14 protein-coding genes and 1 pseudogene are annotated in these 18,399 nt (G+C 61.6%); 5 read left to right on the forward strand and 10 right to left on the reverse strand.

What is annotated here, in order from left to right; translation table 11 throughout:
• Both VHD36_09920 and VHD36_09925 read left to right on the forward strand, forming a co-directional pair.
• The coding region (locus VHD36_09920) for a transposase (GenBank protein ID HVU87627.1) at positions 1-244 on the forward strand (244 nt) is incomplete at its 5' end.
• A gap of 34 nt (positions 245-278) precedes the next feature.
• The gene (locus VHD36_09925) at positions 279-860 is read left to right on the forward strand and encodes a DUF1559 domain-containing protein (GenBank protein HVU87628.1); all 582 of its coding nucleotides are present in this window, start codon (positions 279-281) and stop codon (positions 858-860) included.
• A 321-nt stretch (positions 861-1,181) separates the two neighbouring features.
• Here VHD36_09925 and VHD36_09930 read toward each other — a convergent pair whose 3' ends face one another.
• From VHD36_09930 to VHD36_09945, 4 genes are all read right to left on the reverse strand, one after another.
• A complete protein-coding gene (locus VHD36_09930) occupies positions 1,182-2,573 on the reverse strand; it encodes a neutral/alkaline non-lysosomal ceramidase N-terminal domain-containing protein (protein ID HVU87629.1) in 1,392 nt (463 codons plus the stop codon).
• A 124-nt stretch (positions 2,574-2,697) separates the two neighbouring features.
• The gene (locus tag VHD36_09935) at positions 2,698-3,165 is read right to left on the reverse strand and encodes a DUF1569 domain-containing protein (GenBank protein HVU87630.1); all 468 of its coding nucleotides are present in this window, start codon (positions 3,163-3,165) and stop codon (positions 2,698-2,700) included.
• A 165-nt stretch (positions 3,166-3,330) separates the two neighbouring features.
• The gene (locus VHD36_09940; protein HVU87631.1) at positions 3,331-4,893 is read right to left on the reverse strand and encodes a hypothetical protein; all 1,563 of its coding nucleotides are present in this window, start codon (positions 4,891-4,893) and stop codon (positions 3,331-3,333) included.
• 315 nt (positions 4,894-5,208) lie between these two features.
• Positions 5,209-5,451, reverse strand: coding sequence for a PEP-CTERM sorting domain-containing protein (locus tag VHD36_09945; protein ID HVU87632.1), 243 nt, complete (start codon positions 5,449-5,451; stop codon positions 5,209-5,211).
• 233 nt (positions 5,452-5,684) lie between these two features.
• On the opposite strand from VHD36_09945, the gene VHD36_09950 reads away from it, so the two are divergent.
• Positions 5,685-8,468: a beta-1,3-glucanase family protein gene (locus tag VHD36_09950; protein ID HVU87633.1), complete on the forward strand. Its 2,784-nt coding sequence runs from the start codon at positions 5,685-5,687 to the stop codon at positions 8,466-8,468.
• An 11-nt stretch (positions 8,469-8,479) separates the two neighbouring features.
• Here VHD36_09950 and VHD36_09955 read toward each other — a convergent pair whose 3' ends face one another.
• Positions 8,480-9,886: an aspartate aminotransferase family protein gene (locus VHD36_09955; protein HVU87634.1), complete on the reverse strand. Its 1,407-nt coding sequence runs from the start codon at positions 9,884-9,886 to the stop codon at positions 8,480-8,482.
• A 144-nt stretch (positions 9,887-10,030) separates the two neighbouring features.
• Positions 10,031-11,323, reverse strand: coding sequence for a Gfo/Idh/MocA family oxidoreductase (locus VHD36_09960; GenBank protein HVU87635.1), 1,293 nt, complete (start codon positions 11,321-11,323; stop codon positions 10,031-10,033).
• A 220-nt stretch (positions 11,324-11,543) separates the two neighbouring features.
• Here VHD36_09960 and VHD36_09965 point away from each other — a divergent pair, with 220 nt between their 5' ends.
• A complete protein-coding gene (locus tag VHD36_09965; protein HVU87636.1) occupies positions 11,544-12,563 on the forward strand; it encodes a TIM barrel protein in 1,020 nt (339 codons plus the stop codon).
• Positions 12,564-12,577: 14 nt separating this feature from the next.
• Here VHD36_09965 and VHD36_09970 read toward each other — a convergent pair whose 3' ends face one another.
• Together VHD36_09970 and VHD36_09975 are read right to left on the reverse strand one after the other, a co-directional pair.
• Complete coding sequence (locus tag VHD36_09970; GenBank protein HVU87637.1) at positions 12,578-13,384, reverse strand: hypothetical protein; 807 nt, start codon at positions 13,382-13,384, stop codon at positions 12,578-12,580.
• 46 nt (positions 13,385-13,430) lie between these two features.
• Positions 13,431-13,892 (reverse strand): MaoC family dehydratase, encoded by a 462-nt coding sequence (locus VHD36_09975; protein ID HVU87638.1) that lies wholly within the window; start codon positions 13,890-13,892, stop codon positions 13,431-13,433.
• Positions 13,893-14,157: 265 nt separating this feature from the next.
• Here VHD36_09975 and VHD36_09980 point away from each other — a divergent pair, with 265 nt between their 5' ends.
• Entirely contained in the window at positions 14,158-16,188 is a 2,031-nt protein-coding gene (locus VHD36_09980) for an alpha/beta fold hydrolase (GenBank protein ID HVU87639.1), read from the forward strand.
• A 66-nt stretch (positions 16,189-16,254) separates the two neighbouring features.
• On the opposite strand, the gene VHD36_09985 is transcribed toward VHD36_09980, so the two are convergent.
• Together VHD36_09985 and VHD36_09990 are read right to left on the reverse strand one after the other, a co-directional pair.
• Entirely contained in the window at positions 16,255-17,055 is an 801-nt protein-coding gene (locus VHD36_09985) for a PPK2 family polyphosphate kinase (protein ID HVU87640.1), read from the reverse strand.
• 527 nt (positions 17,056-17,582) lie between these two features.
• Positions 17,583-17,720 (reverse strand): annotated as a pseudogene (locus VHD36_09990) (carbon storage regulator).
• Positions 17,721-18,399 lie beyond the last annotated feature (679 nt).

The following is an 18,399-nucleotide window of genomic DNA, read 5'->3' on the forward strand; positions in this document are numbered from 1 at the left end:
TCGCTCGGCTGCCAAGCGGCTGGCGCGTTACCGCTGGGTGCAGATCGAATGGCTCCCCTCCTACGCACCCGAGTTGAATCCCGTCGAAGCCATGTGGAACCATACCAAGTACAGCGACCTGGCCAACTTCATCCCGGACGACGCCGCGCACCTGGGCCGCTCCATCCGATCATCGATCACGAATCAGCAGCATGACGCCTACTTGAAACATTCCTTCTTCCGCTACACACACCTGATCGCTTGATGGACCATTATCTAGCTAGGACTCAATAAAGCAGATAGGGCTCGCTTTGCATAACTACCTAGCAGCCTACGGCTCATTCCCTCCTGCGTATACGGTCGATGAGAATGGGCGACCGATGCACAGTTGGCGGGCACTACTCTTACCGTCATTTGAAGGGGGGCTTGAAGCAGAGTATGACTTCACAGAACCGTGGGATAGTCCCAATAATCTCAAGTTGATCGAACAGATGCCTGACGTTTACCGCTGTCCGAGCGATGGCGATACTCCGCCTGGAATGACGAATTATGTGGCGGTGGTCGGGAACGATACCGTATGGCCAAACGCTTCTAGTCGGAAGGCGGAAGAGATTTCAGACGGGCTGTCCAACACCGTGGCCGTGGTGGAGGTATCGGGACTGAGCATTCCCTGGACTAAGCCTCAGGTCGATCTCGAATTCGACAAGATTCCGTTCGAGATCAACGCGGTTTCAGCTAATGGTATATCGAGTCAGCATGGAGACGGCGTCGATATGTTGATGGCCGATGGATCGGTACGATTCATGCGAACAGGAATCGAACCAAACATATTGCGCGCCCTATTGACGGTTGCCGGTGGAGAGAATGTCTCGCCGCCATAGGGATTGTTTGCGTGTCGAAGCTAGGGCTAACTTGAGGGTTCGGCGGACGGGTCGCATCCAATCAAAGCGAGCATCGCTCGCCTGATCGGCTCCGGCACCTTCGGCCATGCTTCTACGATCCGAGCCAGGTCGCTGTAGCCTGCCGCGTCGAGGCGTGTGTCCACTTTTGTGTCCACTGGCAGCATAGACTCTTGTTTTTCCGATGATTTTGCTGCGCTTTGGGTGACTTCTAATCCGCAGGTTGTTGGTTCGATTCCAACCGGGCGTGCTTTTCATTGGGGCGACCGTCCACTCGAATTCGCCGGGCTGTGCTTGCCCGCCTCACTTTTGCACCTGGTTTACTAAAGTGTGCACGGTTTCGGCGATGCGGTCCTCGATCTCGCCTGACCAACGTAGGGCCGGGCGGCCGTATTCGAAAAGGTTCGACCCGCCCTCGTAGCCCTTCTCCTCCCACACGCGCCGCGAAGGAATGTAGGCGATCATGTCGTCCGCATAGCCGCATACCCAGGTGCCGGGGCCGAATTCCTTCTTGAAGCGTAGGGCATAGTCAACAACCGTTTCCGCGCCCATCCCGATGACCAGCATCTCGGTGCCGAGGCGCCAGGCGTGCACGGGATAAGGATACGAGGCCGGAAACGTTTCGCCGCGATCCAGCTTGTCGAGCATGCGAGCAGCCCAACGCGCGCGAATCGGGTTGTCGTCTTGGCGAGCCGCGAACAACTCGTCGCGCGACATGACCTGTAGATAAGGGAGTTCGACGTACGAGAACGCGGTGCGCAAGCCCGGCGACACCGGCGCAAGCGGCCGCTGCAAGACTTCTTCTACGGCCGCCGCGAGCAAATGCCCGTAACGTTGGCATAGCTCGACGCTGCGGCGCGGCAACGGGTTCTGGTCGCCGCCGCAGGTGTTGACAAACATGGCGGTCGCGGCGGGATGATTCTTTTCCAACTCGAGCTGGGCAAAACCGGGATAGTCGCCGCACCAGGTAAAGAAATTGAGCGTCGTCGGATGGCAGGCGTAGCCAAAAAGGATTGCGTCAATCCGACCGTCGGGCCGCGTGACGGTCATCACGGGAACGGAATGATCGACGGGGCCCGCCAGCGGTTTCCCCGCGGCGATCATTGCCGGCACGTCGGCCTCGGCGTTGTTGCGCCGGTTGACGGCGAAGGTCGCCTTGCCCATCCCGGTTTGCAGTCGCGCCGGCGCGAGCTTGTCGAGCGCCTCGCCGACGATCGCGACCATGCGATCAGTCATCTGATCGGTGTACTGGTTGACCAGTTCTACTTGTTCCGCCTCAATCGGATAGTAGTCGACCAGATCATCACCGAGTCGTGGGCCGCAGTGGTTGTGCGAAAAGGTAACAAGGACCTGGTGCCGGTGGAGGCCGAATTTCTTGCTCAACTCAGCGAATACCCGATCGCTCATGCTTTTGGGCACACCCTGGAAATCGCTGGTTACGAGCACTGCGCGTCGGCCTTTGTCATCCTCGAGCGCCAGGGCCTTCATCCACAAATCGTGCAGCTTCCCGTCGGGTGGGCGTTTGCTTCCATAGCCCGCGAGCCATACCGATTTCTCCGGAGTGACGACGGCTTTGGCAATGCCGGCCTTCCATGGCGCGTCGGTCGCTTGGGCCAAAGCGGGCGCGAGTGGGAGCGCGAGAACAAGGATTACTGCCAAGCTCTGCCAACAGGAACTCGAAGACAAGCGAGGCATCCGAAAGATTCCCCAAGCGGCCAGACGACGACGCATTTGCATTCCTCTCGATCGTGATGGCGCCGCACTTGGAGCTGGATAGATGCTGCCCGGCCGCGACTCGGGCCACGTGAGCCAGCCGGCACTAGCCGTTGGGCACCAGAAAGCTCAAATGGTGACTGGCGTGGATTTGCACCAGGTCGTTCCACTGCTGTTTGCTGAGTGGGCCGAAGAAGGGATGCGGCTGCGGCTCGGATTTCAGCTCTTGAAATGCCGTCAGATCCGAACGAAAGCGATTTACCGCGTCCGACTCGTCGTGCGTGGGCCCGGGAAGCCACCAGTCGGGCACCTTGATGCCGGCCTTCATGCGACGTTGCTGCAAGATTCGCTTGAGGATGATCGGACCGATCAGCTTGCGCACAATCCACGGACCGCGATGGTCGAAACCGTGGACCGCGGTCCGCAGTCCTTCGCCAACGTGATCCAGGATCTGCGACAAGTCCCAGTTGCCGGCACGCTGATAGCCCGAGCGGTGCAAGTGGTCGATGTCGGCCAAGACCTCGGCCCACGAGCGGAAATCGAGGCGGCGGCGCTCAAGCGTGGTTGTCGACATGGCGCTGGTCCTTGGAGGCTGTTTCAGAATCTTGCATCCGTCGGCGGAGGTGCCACTTTCAATCAGCGCTTTGTGCCCCGACTCTGCACTGGTGGGCGAGCCACCAGTGGCACCCACTCAAAGCTTTGAAACGTAGTGTTACTTAATCGCACACGTTTCCCGGGACTACATGTCGGGACCAGACAGGCTCTTGAGGAACTCGATGATCGCGCGGCGTTCCTCGGGCGCGAGGTGATCGCCAAAAGTGTGGCCCGTGTTGTTGTGGCCAAAGACGGTCGTATCGTAATTGGCCCCGTGATCGATGGCGGCGTTCGTGGCAAAGGGTTTGCCCTTGGCGCGTTCAGCGCTTTCGTCGAACTCGGCGCGCGACACGGGCTTATAGGCCATGCCCACGTGTTCCAGGTCGTAAGCGAACGGGTCCTGGTGATTGCGGGCCCAGATTTCGGGCCGCTCGGCCGAGTTGAGCACGGCTTCGATCGTCGGGACCGAGCCGTTGTGGAAGTAGGGGGCCGAGGCCCAGACGCCCACCAGCGGCGGTGCAATATAGCCTTCGCCGTCGGGCACCGACGCATGCGGGATCGACTCGGGCGGAACGCCGTGCGCGGCCATGTAGGTTTCGAGCTTGTTGATGTGATCGGCAATGGGCTTGAGCTTTTGCAGCGTCGCGTTGTAGGCGGGATCGGTTTTTACGTTGCGCAGTACGTGCGAAAAGTCGTAGTCGACGTTCCATGATCCCGGCGCGCTTGGATCGGCGGCGGTATCTTTGCGCGTGTATTTGCCGTGACAGGTCGTGCAGGCACGGAAGCCGGTGGTGTCGAGCGGCTTCGTGCGGCCGTGGAACAAATCCGCGCCGCGTGCGACGAGGTTCGCGTCGAGCTTGCCAGGGAACGGCGGCGATTGCGTCTCGCGGGCGAAGGCCAACGCCTTGGCGACCGATTGGACGTGATCCAGATGGTGCTCGTTCATTTCGGCGTGCGGCGTGGTGAAGTTGATCGAGAAGCTGCCGGCGTCGGTCGGCGCCGCGTCGGCGTACCAGTAATCCTTCTTCTTGTACTTCATCAACCACCAGGGCATCGGATCGACGGGCGGAAGCGGCGTCGAATCCAATATCTTATCGAGCTCGGTTGTTTTGCTGGCCAGCGTCAGCCCTTTGTTGGCGGGGTCATCCAAGCGCGCGCCCAGGCGCCAGACCGCGTACGGCCCGAAATTGTCGCCGCGGGTGCGGACGTTTCGCGGGTCGGATTGGTTGATGTGGTTGTTGGCCAGGCCCGCCACGACCTGACCGTTGACCATGCCGGCATGGCACATGAAGCAGTTGATCGTCATGTGCAGCGATTGATTGCGCGTGATGGCGCTTTCGCCGAGGGCGAAGCCGGGGTCCACGCCCGCAGTGCGCGTGGGGGGCGATGGCAACCGGCCCGAGGTATAAAACCGGCCGTCGGTGGAATCGGGCGCAAAGCCGGCACTCTTCTGCGCTGGTCCGGCCGTGCTGTAGACCAGCCGCATTGCGGCCGCCGGGACCGAGGCATGGAACAACCGGCCGGCGAAGATTTCTTCCATGCCTTCGCGCGCCGTTTGCGAATAGGCGGCATCGTCGAAGCCATAGAACGAAACCGCCGTGGCAGCCAGGCAGGGCACCGCGCTCAAACTGGCGAAAGCGCACAGCAGCGCACCGGCCATGCTCGACAAGTGGATGCGGACGTGTCGTGATGAAGCATCGCGTACCATATGGCCTCCCCCGCCAGAAATTGGAATACGAGTGCGATGTGGATCATGCGTAACTGACGCGCGGCACGGTCCGCTTGACGTTCGCCGCCGCGGGTTAGGACCGCACCGCGCCATTATCAACGATACCAACGTCCAGTGGAATATGTTTCGCGATCTCAAGGGGAATCACACCGCGCCGGTTTCAGGACGCCGAACCCGACGTCCGTACAGAGTAAATTGCCGATGGGCTTCTGGAGCTGCACCGGCACCCTCGAGCGATGGGCGTGCCCGGCGCCCCCTGGAATGTCCATCGAAGAAACTATGCCCGGCCAAATATCACGAACGGCGAAGTTTGCGTCGCGCGGCGGCCGCGATCGAGACCAGGCAACCCATCCCAGCCAGCATCATCGATTCCGGCTCAGGCACCGCGGTCGCGATGTAGGTGTAGCCACCCTGGTCGAAGACGGAATATATCCCGTTTTGTGGCAGCGATAGCGTGATCTGTCCCGAGGCGATCATCCCGTTAAGGGTGCTGACCCAGTTGCCTCCGCCGGCGGTTGGCTTCTCGTAGGCCGGCACATCGCGATCGCAATTTGTGCAAAACCGTCGGTCGTAACGATTCCGACGGTTGCACGATCCCCTGATTTCACGGCCGAAACGGCGCCCTTCAGGCGAGCTAACTTTGAACGTCGTTTTGCGCGCCGAGGCTGCCCGGACGAGCCGGTGGCCCGAGAAATCCTTGCGCCAATCGACGGTGCTCACAGGGGAATGCGGCAATGAATGATCGGGATTCTCGGCGCGGCGAATGGCTCATGTCAGACGGTCGACGAATGGGCGCCCCGCGCAAGCGCTTAGGCACGCGCCACTCGCACATCGAAGAGCTCGAACCTCGCTGGTGCCCTTCGGCGGTCCCCGTCACGTTCAATATCCCGGCCGATGTCGCGGCGCGAGGTGTCTATGTCTCGGTCTCGGCAACGCTCGAAGCCAATTACACGAATAACCAGGGCATCACGCTCAACTCCGGCACCGTCGTCTATTACGACTCTTCGATCAACGATTACGCGGCTGTCACAAGCAGCTCGTCCCTGACCTACGAGCTATCAGGCACCGGCGCCGTCGTCGAGTTGCCCAACACATTCGTCACGGGTGGGCAGATCGTGATCGGCGTGGGGAGCGCTCCGCCGGTGAGTTATGCGTCAGGAGCGGTGCAAGCCCCGCCGGCAACGAACGATCCAAACTATTGGGGGCTGTTCGAGTACGCCATCACGTCGGGCGGACTGGATATCGACATGTCGGAAGTCGACCAGGTCGGCTTTCCGTTCACGATCACGACCACGCCCGCCGCACCGATGCCCGCAGACGAAGGGGTCGGCATCACGCAAAACCGCACCGATCTGTTCAATCTCTATAACCAGTACATCGCCGGCCAAGGCGCCACGGCGGCGCTCTTTGAAGAATCGATCTCGGCCGGTCAGCCGTACCGCATCCTCGCGCCGCAGCATTTGATCGAAGGGACGCAGGCCCCAGTCGCCGGGGCGCCGACGTATTCGGCCGGAGGGAGCCTTGTCACGGGTGACACGTACTACTACTGGGTCACCGCGACCGACGCCAGCGGTGAGACAAGCGTCAGCAATGTGACCCTCGCCGTGCCGTTCAATGATTCGCAAAATGGCCATAACATCGCGATGGATACGGTGAACCTGAGCTGGTCCGCGTCACCCGGCGCGACGGGCTACAACATTTACCGCAGCCTGACCAACGATTCCACCACCGGGCAGCTCGTGGGCAGCAGCACGACCACGTCCTTTACCGACCCGGGCAACACACCCACGTCGCAGACGCCGCCTGCCAACAGCTACACGTACAATCCTTTGAACGCTTATTTCAATCAGGCGCTCACCAACTTCTTCGGGCACTATACCGCTAACGGCTCGTTCACGATCAATCGCGATGGCTATACCTTCACCGGGCAGGTCGACACGAACTATCAAACCGAAGGGCACACTTATACGGTATTGGAACTGACGTCGACGTCGCTGCCCGGCCAGACATTCTTGATCTTCGAGCCGTTTTTCAGCACGAATACGAACATCGCCGGCGCTCCGCCTGCGCCGTCCTGGATGCCGCACGCCGACCAGTCGCCGGCCGCGATGATCATGGCCAACGACGGCGTCTTCAACGACGGGGGCAGTCAACCGGGCGCCGATGCCGGCATCCTCTCGGATTTGGAAAACTCGATCGTCTCGGCATTCAACCGCGGCATTGCCGACAACTTCTCGATCGCGCCGAACAATTGGGCCGCCGAGCCGTCGTTGAATTCTGCAACGGCTACGGCCGGCAGCGGATTGTCGCCGGGTACTTACTACTACGTCATTACGGCCACGAACATCTTTGGCGAAACGACCACCAGCATCGAACGCGCGGCGACCACTACGTCGACCGATGGGCAAGTCACGCTGTCGTGGACGGCTGAGAACGGGCCGAACCAAGGAAATAGCGACGGGCCCACGCAGTACAACATCTACCGCAGCACGACGCCCGGCAGCGGCTATCAACTGGTGGGCACGATCACGAACAATGGCGTCAATCCGACAACGAGTTACACCGATAGCGCGGCCTCTGGGACAAGTCAGACGCCGCCGACCTACTACGCTCCTGGATCGACCTCGAACTGGTACGCCGGCTTCTTGCACCAGAACAGTACGACCAATCCCACCAGCGGCATCAGCATCAATAGCCTGGCCTATGGATTCCCGTATGACGATCAGGGGGGAGACTCGACGAATTTCCAAGCCAACTTCAGTGCCGTCCAGATCAATCTGATGCCTTGGAGCAACAACCCCGATCCCCATCATGGGCCTGGGCCGGATGATCACTGGCCGGGGATCAAGGTTTTGCAGCAACCGAGCTCGGGCGTTCTCGGCGCTTCGAATTCCATCACCTTCGAGGTGTTGAATGCCGAGGGTGTGCCGGTCGGAGGCGTGCCTGTGACGGTTGAGTTCGCCGAAGTCGAGGGGCACACCTTTACGGTGGTCACCGACCCCACGACCGGAATCGGCCGTTTCACGTTCAAGAACTTCGAGGCCGGCCCGAACATGATCGTCTTGGAAACCGACTCGCAATTGATGTTCCAGTTCAGCAACGTGTTCATCGTCTTCGCCGGCTTCGTTCCAACGGACGGCGCCAATATCATTTTGCCAAACGGGCAGCAGGCCAACGTTTCGTCGTTGGGCCAGAACGCGCTTCCCGCGACCGACCTTCCCTCCACCTGGACGAACGGCATGTGGGCGAACGCGGTTCCCTGGAACAGCGTTGACGGCATGGTGAATTCGCTCGCGGGCGTGACGCGGATCGATTCGCTCGAGACCGGACCCCTTGGTTTGTTTCAGCAATTGGGCCGCGGTGGACACGGCGTGCTGCCGCCGGAGGAACTGCCGCCGAAGTCTGAGAATATCGAGGACGAGACGACGCAGATCACGCTCGACCTGGACGAGATCTTGGATACGATCGCGCGTGCGAGAAACGCCGAACAGTCGTCCGCCAAAACGCCAAACGCCGGCGGGCCCCAGGGAACAAGGGCAAAAAGTTTCAGGTAACGCAAAAGATTCTAAGCGACCTGCAGCCTTGCACAAAGCGCCGCAAAGATCGAGTGCATCGCCTCGAAGTACGTGCGCGCTTCATCCAGGGGCATCGTCAAGGGTGGGCTGACACGTAACACCTTGCCTGCCAGTGGGCCGAGCAGGTGGATGGCCAGGCCGGCCGCATCTCCCCGGTAGCAGGCTTCGACCGCGGCGATCGCCACCTGTTCGGCTGAGGAGCTGCCAACGGATGCGCATTCCACGCCCCACACGACCCCTTCGCCGCGAACATTCGCGACGCACGGCAACTCGGCCAATCGCGACAGGCCTTGTTCGATGATTTTTGAGAGTTCGCGCGCGTGGCCGATGATGTCGCGGCTTTCGAATTCGTCGAGCGTCGCCAGCACCGCCGCGCTCGACAGGGGATTCGCGCTCCAGGTGTCCGACCCTTCGCCATAGTGCATGGCGGCGAACAGATCGGCTCGTCCGGCGGCGGCACTCACGGGCACGCCATTGCCGAGCCCTTTGCCGAGCACGACCAGGTCGGGCTCGACGCCATATTCGGTGAAGGCAAACAGCGAACCGGTGCGGCCGAAGTTGGCCTGCACTTCGTCGAGAATGAAAATGATATCGTTATCGCGGCAGAAGCGCTCGAGCAGGTGCAGATATTCTTTTTGCGGATGATACGAGCCGCCGCCGCCGAGATATGGTTCGGTGATCAAACAGGCGATGCGCTCGCCGAACTCCTTGCGCGCCGCGACGAGGTCTGCAATATAAGGAGCCAAATCGAGTGGTTGCCGCCGCCGCTCGAGATTCGCGCACTCTTCGCGCGGGAAGCCGATGAACCGCACGCGCGGATCGCGCTCGGGATCGGTTTCGCATCCGGTGACCGCGCCGGCCAGCCCCTTCTTGCCGTGAAAGCCGTGGCGCGTCGCCAGGATGATGTCGGCGCTGGGGCGGCGATGGAGCGCCGTCCACAACGCCTTTTGAATCGCTTCGCTGCCACTGGCCGCCCACATCACTTGTTCGCAACGGGCACCGCCGGGCTGGCTCTGCAGAAGAGCGATCAGCCGCTCGCTGGCGCGCGTGTCGAGCTCCGTGATCGCGTTGTATGCCGTGAGCGGCGCCGCGGGAAAGAATTCGCTACCGGTTTTGAAGTCGCGCATGCCCAAGTATTCGATCACGCGCCGCCACCAGTGCGACGGATTGTGACCGAGATTCGCCACCAGCACGCCGGAGCTGAAGTCGGCCAGCATCCGGCCCTCGGGCGTCCAATGATACGAGCCAGCGCTGCGATCGATCACGGCCAAGGTCGGCGTGAAGGTTCGCAGAGCCGCCGGTTCGACTTGTGCGACGCGCCGACGAACGGCGTTCGAGCGTTCTTCGCCGCGATGTTCGATAACGCCGTCGAGCGCGAATTCAGAAGCGTGTGCCATAGTATCTGCCGGTGCTCATGCCGAGTCTCACACTGGTGGGCGAGCCACCAGTGGCACCCGATTTTGGTTTTGAAATAGAGCCTAAAGGAAACCTTGCGAAGCGGCCGTACCTCCCCTCGATCCCTCCCTGGCAGGGAGGGAAGTTCAGACGCGGCCGGAATAGAGTACTTCTACATCGCTCTTGCCGGGGCGCAGGAGCACGAGTCCGCCCTCTGCGTGACCGACCTCGACCACGCAATTCGGCTCGCCGGCGGCGTGCCGAGCGAGAATCGCTTCCATCGCCTGCACGGCGGCCACGGTTTGCCGATCGGCCGCAACGTCATTGTACGCCAATTCGCGCGCCGCTTGCAGCCGCGCCCCGCGCCCGGCTGACGGGCCGGCGAACTCGACGGTGGCCACTTCGCGCACGAAGCGTTCCAGCACCTCGATGCCGTAGCCTCGCTGCGAGCGCTCTTGCCACGGTTCCAGGAACGTGCCGTTGTAATGATTGTTCATCGTGATTTTACGCGCGAGCGGCGTGCGCCCTTCGACGGTGCATTCCACGCCCCGCTTGCGGCTGTGGGCGTTCCACACCCCATTGTCGAAGCGGAATTGCACCTCCTGCTCGACATAGCCGGGAAAGTTGTCCGGCGTGACCCAACTGGTGTGAATGTCGAACGCCGCTTCGCGCCCGTCGTCGTAATGGTAAATCAGTCGCAACTGCGTGGAATCCCACGTCGGTCCATCGGCCGGCCCCACGAGCCCGCGCTGGCCGGTGCAAGCCACGCTTTTGAGTCGCCCGCCGAACGTGAAGTCGATCAGCTTGATGTAATGGACCGCGACGTAGGTACCGGGATTGCGCCCCGCGATCCACTCGGCGAATTGTCCGGCGGAGATGCTCTTGGGCTCGAGCAGCGTGCAATAACCGTTATTCACGTGCGCGAGCTCGCCGTCGGCGACAAGTGTGCGGAGCTTCTTGTGATCGGGATCGAGCAGCTTGTGATAGACGACCTTGGCGAGCACTTTGTGCTGGCGGGCAAGTCGATCGAGTTCGTCGAGCTCAGCGAGCGTGAGCACCGCGGGCTTCTCGATCAGGACGTGCTTACCGGCCGAGAGCGCGGCCTTGGCTGCGGCAAAATGCCGATCGTCAGGCGTGGCGACGCACACGAAATCGACGCCGGCGGCCAGCAACTGGACCATCGAGTCCGGCTCTTTGAAACTGGCAAAGTTGCCCAGCACATTATCGGGCGCGGTTGCCAATGCGGCGGCACGCTTGCCGGTGCGGCTGGCCACCGCCGCCAGACGCACGTCGCATACGCCGAACGCGGGGTCGTAGATCCCATGACGTACGGCGCCCTCGAAGAACGGGCGATAGGTTTCGTCAAAGATCATACCCAGCCCGACCATGCCAGCGCGTAGCGGGTGTCGGGCAATCGCGGAAGCGGAAAGTGCAGTCATGGTGCGGCGTGTTTCGACGCGAGAAAAAGCGAGAATCGAGATTCCCTACCATATCAGGCCGGCTTGATGATTTCATCCCGTCCGCTCCATCGCGGCGGGGTGACGAGTATCTTGTGCTCTGGCCGTGTTCGTCTCACAATGGCCCTCTTCGCTGCGACATAATCTGTCATCGTCATGTCGGCCGCGGCCGGCAGCGTCTCCCGCGCGGAACAAGGAACGTATGAACAATCACGAAACGCCCAGCGTCATTCTCAGCGCCTTCGCCGACGAGGCGGCCAACCAGAAAACGGCCGTGCAACAGTTTTCAGCCTTGGCCGCGCTCGGTTTGCAGTACTACAGCATTCGCTTCATCGACGCGGGGGGCGGCATCAAAAACGTGATGAAGCTGACGCTCAAGGAGATTCAGCACATTCGTCACCTGGAGGACGAGTACGGATTGAACGTCGCTTCGCTCGGCTCTCCCATCGGCAAGGTTAAACTGGTCGATGAAGAGGACGGCACCAAGAACGCCTATGTGCCGTTCAAGAAGTACCTGGAGAAGGATGTCAAAAAGGCTTGCGAGCTGGCACACGCCTTCGAGACCAAGCTGATCCGCGGCTTTTCGTTTTATCCGCCCAAGGGGGCCGATCCGAAGAAATACCTTGCGCAAGCGATCGATCAACTGGGGCAGATTGCCGAAACGTGCCACCGTTCGGACCTGACCTTCGGCCTGGAAATCGAGGCCAACCTGGTCGGGCAGACCGGGCCGTTGATGGCCGAAATTCATCGCAAGGTCAATCATCCGGCGATGGTGCTGATCTTCGACGCGGCCAACATCCTCTGCCAGGGGTACAATACGGTCGATTGCTACGAGCAGTACCTGGCCATGAAGCCGGCCATCGGCTGGATGCACATCAAGGACTACTTGCACCCCCGCACCCCGTCGCGGCAGGGACACGTCGACGAAGACGCCTTGAGGAATTTCGTGCCCGTCGAACTTGGCCACGGCGCTCACGAATGGATCCTGCGCGATTTTCGCGAGTCGCTTCCCAAGCTCGCGCAGCAATTGAAGCGGCGCGGCATTCCGGGCGTATTTCTTGACATGGAGCCGCACGTCAAAGGGGGCGGGCAGTTCGGAGGATTCAGCGGTCCTGATGGGCTGGGCGTTGCGCTGCGCAGCCTGTGCCGCGTGCTCGATTTCGCCAAGATCGGCTATCACATCCGCGATTTCGACGACATTCGTGCCGCCCGCGGATTCTAGCAGCAGGGCACGATTCAGCGGAGCATGGTGGGCAGAAACTCGCCCGAGTAGCCGACCAGTTGCAGCTTGCTGCGTCGTGCGAGCCGCCCTTCGCCGTCGAATTCTTCCGACTCGTGGGCCACGATGCCCCCCGGCACCTCGAGGCTCGACCAGAGCCTGGTGCGGATGGCTCCTCCCGGATGTGTGTACACGACGCGCAACTCGGCCGCCTGGCGATGGCGGCGCAACAGGCGAATCGCGCGCGAGAGCGCCACGACTTCCACCTGGGTCTGGCTGACGACTTCTTCCGAGTCTCGATCGTAGGTCGTGCTTTCGCGCCGCAATACGTAGGGAGACACGCGATCCGACAGCCAGGTTTTCGTCACGATGCGGCCGCCGGGCGTGAGCGACTCGGTTTGTTCGACCTGGCAAGCAATGCGCTTTCCGGAAATCGTTACGGTGTCGTCGCCCAAGTTCGTGACCACGGTTTCACGCTCGGGCATTTCGCCGTGCCACCCTTGTAGCAGGACTTGCGGCTCGGACTGAACTTGCTTACCGGCCAGGTCCACGGTGGCTTCGACCTTCAGCGTGACACCGTCATCGTTGATGTCCGATAAGGTCGTCCTGGTGCGAGCGACACTGGTGTTGATGACCTTGCCGTCGGCGTCGAACGTCTCGGTGATCAGGCTGACTTTCTTCCAACTGCCGGGGCGAAATCGGCCCCAGGGATGATGCTTGCGGAGGGGAGCCGTTTCTGCGTCATTGACTTGCGCGCAGCAGACCGCCGCGACGACCAGGCCGCCGACAACCCCTGCAAAACTGACCCGCGCTGACCCTGTCACACACTGCTCCCGCGTTCGCTACCGTGTCGCGGCAAGCCCACTCGTCCTAAAAGAACATGCGCACGACCGATTCGGCCACGCACACGGGCTTCTCCTCCCCGGCGACTTCGAACACGTTCTTGGTCGTGGCCTGGACTCCATGCTCCGTGATTTTCAAGTCCAGCAAATCGCACGACATGCGTACCTTCGAGCCGACTTTAACCGGTCCGGGGAAGCGGACACGGTTCAGGCCGTAATTGAGCACCAACTTCAGCCCCTTTACCGCGTAAATCTGCTGTGCCAGCACCGGGCTAAGCGACAGCGTGAAAAATCCATGGGCGACGGTCGTTCCATAAGGAGATTCGCGCGCAGCCCGCTCCGGGTCGCAATGAATCCACTGATGGTCGCCCGTTCCATCCGCGAAATGATTGACGCGTTCCTGCGTTACTTCGAACCAGTCACTCGTTCCCAGCGGCTTGCCCACCAAAGATTTCAACTCTTCGATTCCGTCGATCACGCGTGGCGGCATACATGGTTCCTTCGCGGAGCTCTCCTTAACCGGTCCCGATTTTACGCGGTGGGGCGGAACTGGCAAAACGCGTAAGCCGTAACTTAACCTATTTCCTCTATTTAACCAAGGCAGCGATCAGGATGCGTTGACGCGATTGCCGCGATTGCCTATTGGTGCGAGGCTTCCGCGGGCTCTCGGCCTGCTACCGGTGACCGCGGAGGCTCAGTAATCCGTCATTTTGTTGAACGGGCCTGACCGGCCACGGGTCGCCTTGCGCGCAAAGATGTCTTCACGCGGTGCACTCCTCCACGATTCGACGCGTTCCCGCGCGCGGCGGCTGCCGCTGCGCTTCGCGCTGTTGCTCGCGGCACTCTTGCCGTTGGGCTGCGCAACGACGCGCTACGTCGAGGTGAGAACGGTTCCGCGCAGCCCCTTGGTCGATCGGCTCAAGCTGACGTCATACAACGGGCCTCAGCCAACCGAGCGCACGATGCAGATTCTGCGGCAATATGACCTGACGCGCGACTTGAAGAACCAGGACCCGCGCGTGGTGGTCAATAAGCTCCAGGCGATCGCCGGCCGCGCCCCCTCGGCCGAAAAGCTTTATTCGCTGGCCGAGTTGAACTACCTGGGCGCCAAAAAGATCGAAGTTCGCGACCAGGGCGCGGCGCTCGACCTCTACGGCGCCGCGGCCGCCAACGCCTATTTGTATCTATTCGACGAGCGCTTCGCTTCCACGCGCAACACTTACGATCCCGAATTCCGCGGAGCTTGCGACGTTTATAACGGTGCCTTGGAAAGCGCCATGCGCATCGTGCGCGGCCGCGGAGGCCTGCTGCCGGGCCACACGCACAAGATCGAGTCGGACACGCAGGAATGGAACGTCGCGGTCGTCATCCACGGCGGCCGCTGGCTCCCGGACGATTTTGACCGCTTCGAATTCGTTTCCGACTACGAAATCCGCGGACTGGCCAATCACTTCCACAGCTACGGGCTGGGGGTGCCGCTCATTGCGATTCGCAAGAACCACCTGCCCGAGCGGCCCGACGCCCAGTTCTTTCCGCCGCAGCTGAGCTTTCCGGTTAGCGCCCTGTTGCGCGTGTTGCCGGACGTCGGCTCGCCGACCGAAGGGGGCAAGACGCAGCATCATTGCGTGCTGGAACTCTACGACCCCTTGGTATCGAGCGAGATCGTGCTGGGCGGGCGGCGCGTGCCGCTGGAAACCGATCTCAGCACGCCGCTGGCTTACCTGCTCAACGATCCGCGCCTCGAAGAGGCGGCGACCGATGGCCTGCTGCACCCCGATCGATCGCAGCAGACGCGCGGCCTGCAAATGCTCGAACCGTACGAGGCGGGCAAGATCCCGGTGCTGATGGTGCATGGGCTCTGGTCGAGCCCGATCACATGGATGGAAATGTTCAACGACCTGCGCAGCAACGCGGAGATTCGCAAAAACTACCAGTTCTGGTTCTACGAGTATCCCAGCGGCGAGCCGTTCTGGGTCAGCGCCGCGCGACTGCGCCGCGACCTGGCCAAAGTCCGCGAAGTGCTCGACCCGCGCCACGGCGATCCCGCGCTCGACCAGATGGTACTGGTCGGGCACAGCATGGGGGGGCTGCTGGCGAAATTGCAGACGGTCGACAGCGGCGACGAATTCTGGCGCACGGTCAGCGACCATCCGCTCCAGGAGTTGAAAGTTCCGCCGACGGATCGCGACCAGTTGGCGCAGGAATTCTACTTTCATCCGAATCCGTCGATCCGTCGTGTCATCACGATCGCCACGCCGCATCGCGGCAGCAAGTTCGCCAACAGTACCGCGCAATGGCTCGCCGCGCGGCTGATCACGATGCCCGAGCAAATCGTCAAAGGACGGCAGGACCTGTATCGCGAGAACCCGGGCAAGCTGCGCGATCCTTCGCCGGTGGAAGTGACCACGAGCATTCAGTCGCTGGCGCCGGACGATCCGATCTTTCCTGTCATGCTCGCGGCCCCGCGCCCCGCGTGGGTGAAGTACCACAACATCGTGGGCGAAGTGCCCGATCAGGGCATCGTGGGCCGCATCGCCGAAGGGACCGACGGCGTGGTCTCGGTCGACAGCGCCCACTGCGAGCAAGTCGAAAGCGAGATCAAGGTCGAGGCCGACCATCTGACCGTACACCGGCATCCGCTGAGCGTGCTGGAGGTGCAACGCATTCTGCTTTTGCACTTGGACGAGCTGCGCAGTTTTCCGCACGCACCGCCACCCCGGTTGCAAACGGTTCTGGTGCCAGGCCAGGGGGTGCCCATGCCGATGGCCGCGCCCGCGCGTCGCTGAGCGTTCCAACTCGCAAACTTCGCCGCGTCGGCGCGCAATACGGTGATCGTCATCGACCGCGCGTTCCTACTCGATGACCACGTCATCGAGCCCTGGTTCTTCTTCGGGAAGCTGCGGATCGAGCTTCTCAAGCGCGCTGCGCAGGATGCGGCTGGCTACATGGTCTCGATACCATCTGTGATCAGCCGGTACGATGTGCCACGGTGCTTGTTCGGAATTGCACCTGGTGAGCAAGTCGGAATAGGCGCTTTGATAGTCGTCCCACAATTTGCGCTCGACCAGATCGCCGCGCTCGAACTTCCAGCGCTTCTGCGGATTCTCGAGCCGGGCCTGCAGCCGGCGGCCCTGTTCGTTTCGGCTGAGGTGCAGGAACATCTTGACGATCGTCGTATTCGATTCGACGAGCAATTGCTCGAAATCGTTGATGCGGTCGTACCGGCTTTTCCACACCGCCTCGGCAACCAACTGGTGGACGCGTGGCGCCAGCACATCCTCGTAATGCGAGCGATTGAAGATCACAACTTCGCCATGTCGCGGCGTGACCTTATGAATACGCCACAGGAAATCGTGGCCCAGCTCTTCGGCCGTGGGGCGCTTGAAAGCCGCGACACGGACATTCACCGGGTCGACGCCCGAGAGCACCTTGCGGATCAGCCCGTCCTTACCGGCGGTGTCCATCCCTTGCAGCACGATCAGCAGGGAGCGCTTGCCTTCGGCATACAGCCGGTAGCACAGGTCGTCGACGACCTCGATATTCTTTTCGGTTTCGAGCGCGGCCTGCTCTTTATCGAGGCCGTCGTGAAAGGCCGGATCGAAATCCGCCAGATCGATCTTCTTGCCAGGCTTGACCGTCAGGGGTTGTGCCATCGGGCGCCGTGCTCGCTCGTGGGTAACGATTGCCCACGGAGCGTGACGCCGGCCAGCCAGCGGCCCGGTGGGACCATGGTGCTGATTATGGTCCACCGAGCCGTGGCAAGCCAGCGCGCTTGCGCATCACAGGTGTCGATCAAAGAAGGAGAGTCATGAGGATCCGTCGGCTGAGAAGTCTCGTGCTTGGAGTGTGAACGGAATCCGACAGCCGGCCGCGGACGCGTCTCTGTCGCACCGAGGTTCCCCTTCGGAAACCTCTAATGCCGGTTGAACAACGGTCGCAAGGTTGTCGAAGTCGGGCGAGCGGCCGGACGCGTCAGGCCCGCCAGGCTGCCGCGACGCCGCAGTTCGAGCAGGCCGGGCGAGGTGCGCGACGCCGCATCGGTGCGCACACGGCGCATCGCACGTGGCGCCTCGGTCGGGCAATCGGCCGACGAGTCGGTGGTGTCGATCGTCGTCACGATTTTCTTTTTGCCCGGCGCCGCCTTGGGCTCGGGAACCATCGGTTCGTCGAACACAGGCAGTTCAGCACGCAGCACGCGCACGTCACGCGGGGCCTCTATGCCAACCCGCACGACCTGGCCCTTCACGACCAGAATCGTCACGGTGATATCGTCGCCAATCCGAATCTGCTGCCGCGTTTTGCGCGAAAGCACGAGCATTGTTCACACTCCTTTGTTTACTGGTCCTGGCCGTTGTCGAAGGAGCCTAATGCAGGAGGCGTGCCAGAAATGTGTCAATGGCAGTTCGTCCGTGCGCACCCTCAATCGGGACAGAGGGTTACAGATTTTTCAGCGTCTTCGGAGCCCCGGCGTCAGTGTACACTTGTTTACAAAACCATTGTAAAGTCTTTCCATCGGCAGCGAATTCGCCGGTGGCAATGGGCAGCCTGGCTCGATCGCGCAAAGTTTACGGACGATTGGTGCTAGCGGAGGGCAAAGGGGAGGTGGCGGTCCCTTTGAGCCTGAGAGGAAACAAGAGTAAGTCGTTGAACGCGCCGGCTGTCGGCGAACGACCGACCACTAGCCCGCAGCGCGAGCAAGGGATCTTTTCGTGCCGAGCGCTGCAACCAAACGCAAGCCGGATAGGCCAATGCGGCACTTTTCGGCGGCGGTGCCACTGCTACAGCATTGCTCGCTGAAAGGTGTGGCGCGGCGCCGGGCACGCGCCCTTTGCCCGTCGAGCGCTACGAGCGCGCCGCGCTCGCTGTCAACTGGCCGAATCGGCCAATGGGCGAATGATCGCTTTTGAGCTACGGTCGGGCAGAGTGTGCTGCAGCGCTTCCTCATCAGTGCGCTCGCACCTTCGCGCGGCGGTCCTGTACGGCCTGCCGATTCTGAG

This window comes from Pirellulales bacterium (assembly GCA_035546535.1).
In the GTDB taxonomy this organism is placed as follows: Bacteria; Planctomycetota; Planctomycetia; order Pirellulales; family JACPPG01; genus JACPPG01.

Bases quoted from the DNA above. Each gene is read 5' to 3' on its own strand.
- VHD36_09950 (HVU87633.1), top strand. From the start codon at position 5,685: ATGTCAGACGGTCGACGAATGGGCGCCCCGCGCAAGCGCTTAGGCACG.
- VHD36_09940 (HVU87631.1), bottom strand. From the start codon at position 4,893: ATGGTACGCGATGCTTCATCACGACACGTCCGCATCCACTTGTCGAGC.
- VHD36_09980 (HVU87639.1), top strand. From the start codon at position 14,158: ATGTCTTCACGCGGTGCACTCCTCCACGATTCGACGCGTTCCCGCGCG.
- VHD36_09955 (HVU87634.1), bottom strand. From the start codon at position 9,886: ATGGCACACGCTTCTGAATTCGCGCTCGACGGCGTTATCGAACATCGC.
- VHD36_09985 (HVU87640.1), bottom strand. From the start codon at position 17,055: ATGGCACAACCCCTGACGGTCAAGCCTGGCAAGAAGATCGATCTGGCG.
- VHD36_09965 (HVU87636.1), top strand. From the start codon at position 11,544: ATGAACAATCACGAAACGCCCAGCGTCATTCTCAGCGCCTTCGCCGAC.
- VHD36_09935 (HVU87630.1), bottom strand. From the start codon at position 3,165: ATGTCGACAACCACGCTTGAGCGCCGCCGCCTCGATTTCCGCTCGTGG.
- VHD36_09975 (HVU87638.1), bottom strand. From the start codon at position 13,892: ATGCCGCCACGCGTGATCGACGGAATCGAAGAGTTGAAATCTTTGGTG.
- VHD36_09930 (HVU87629.1), bottom strand. From the start codon at position 2,573: ATGCCTCGCTTGTCTTCGAGTTCCTGTTGGCAGAGCTTGGCAGTAATC.
- VHD36_09960 (HVU87635.1), bottom strand. From the start codon at position 11,323: ATGACTGCACTTTCCGCTTCCGCGATTGCCCGACACCCGCTACGCGCT.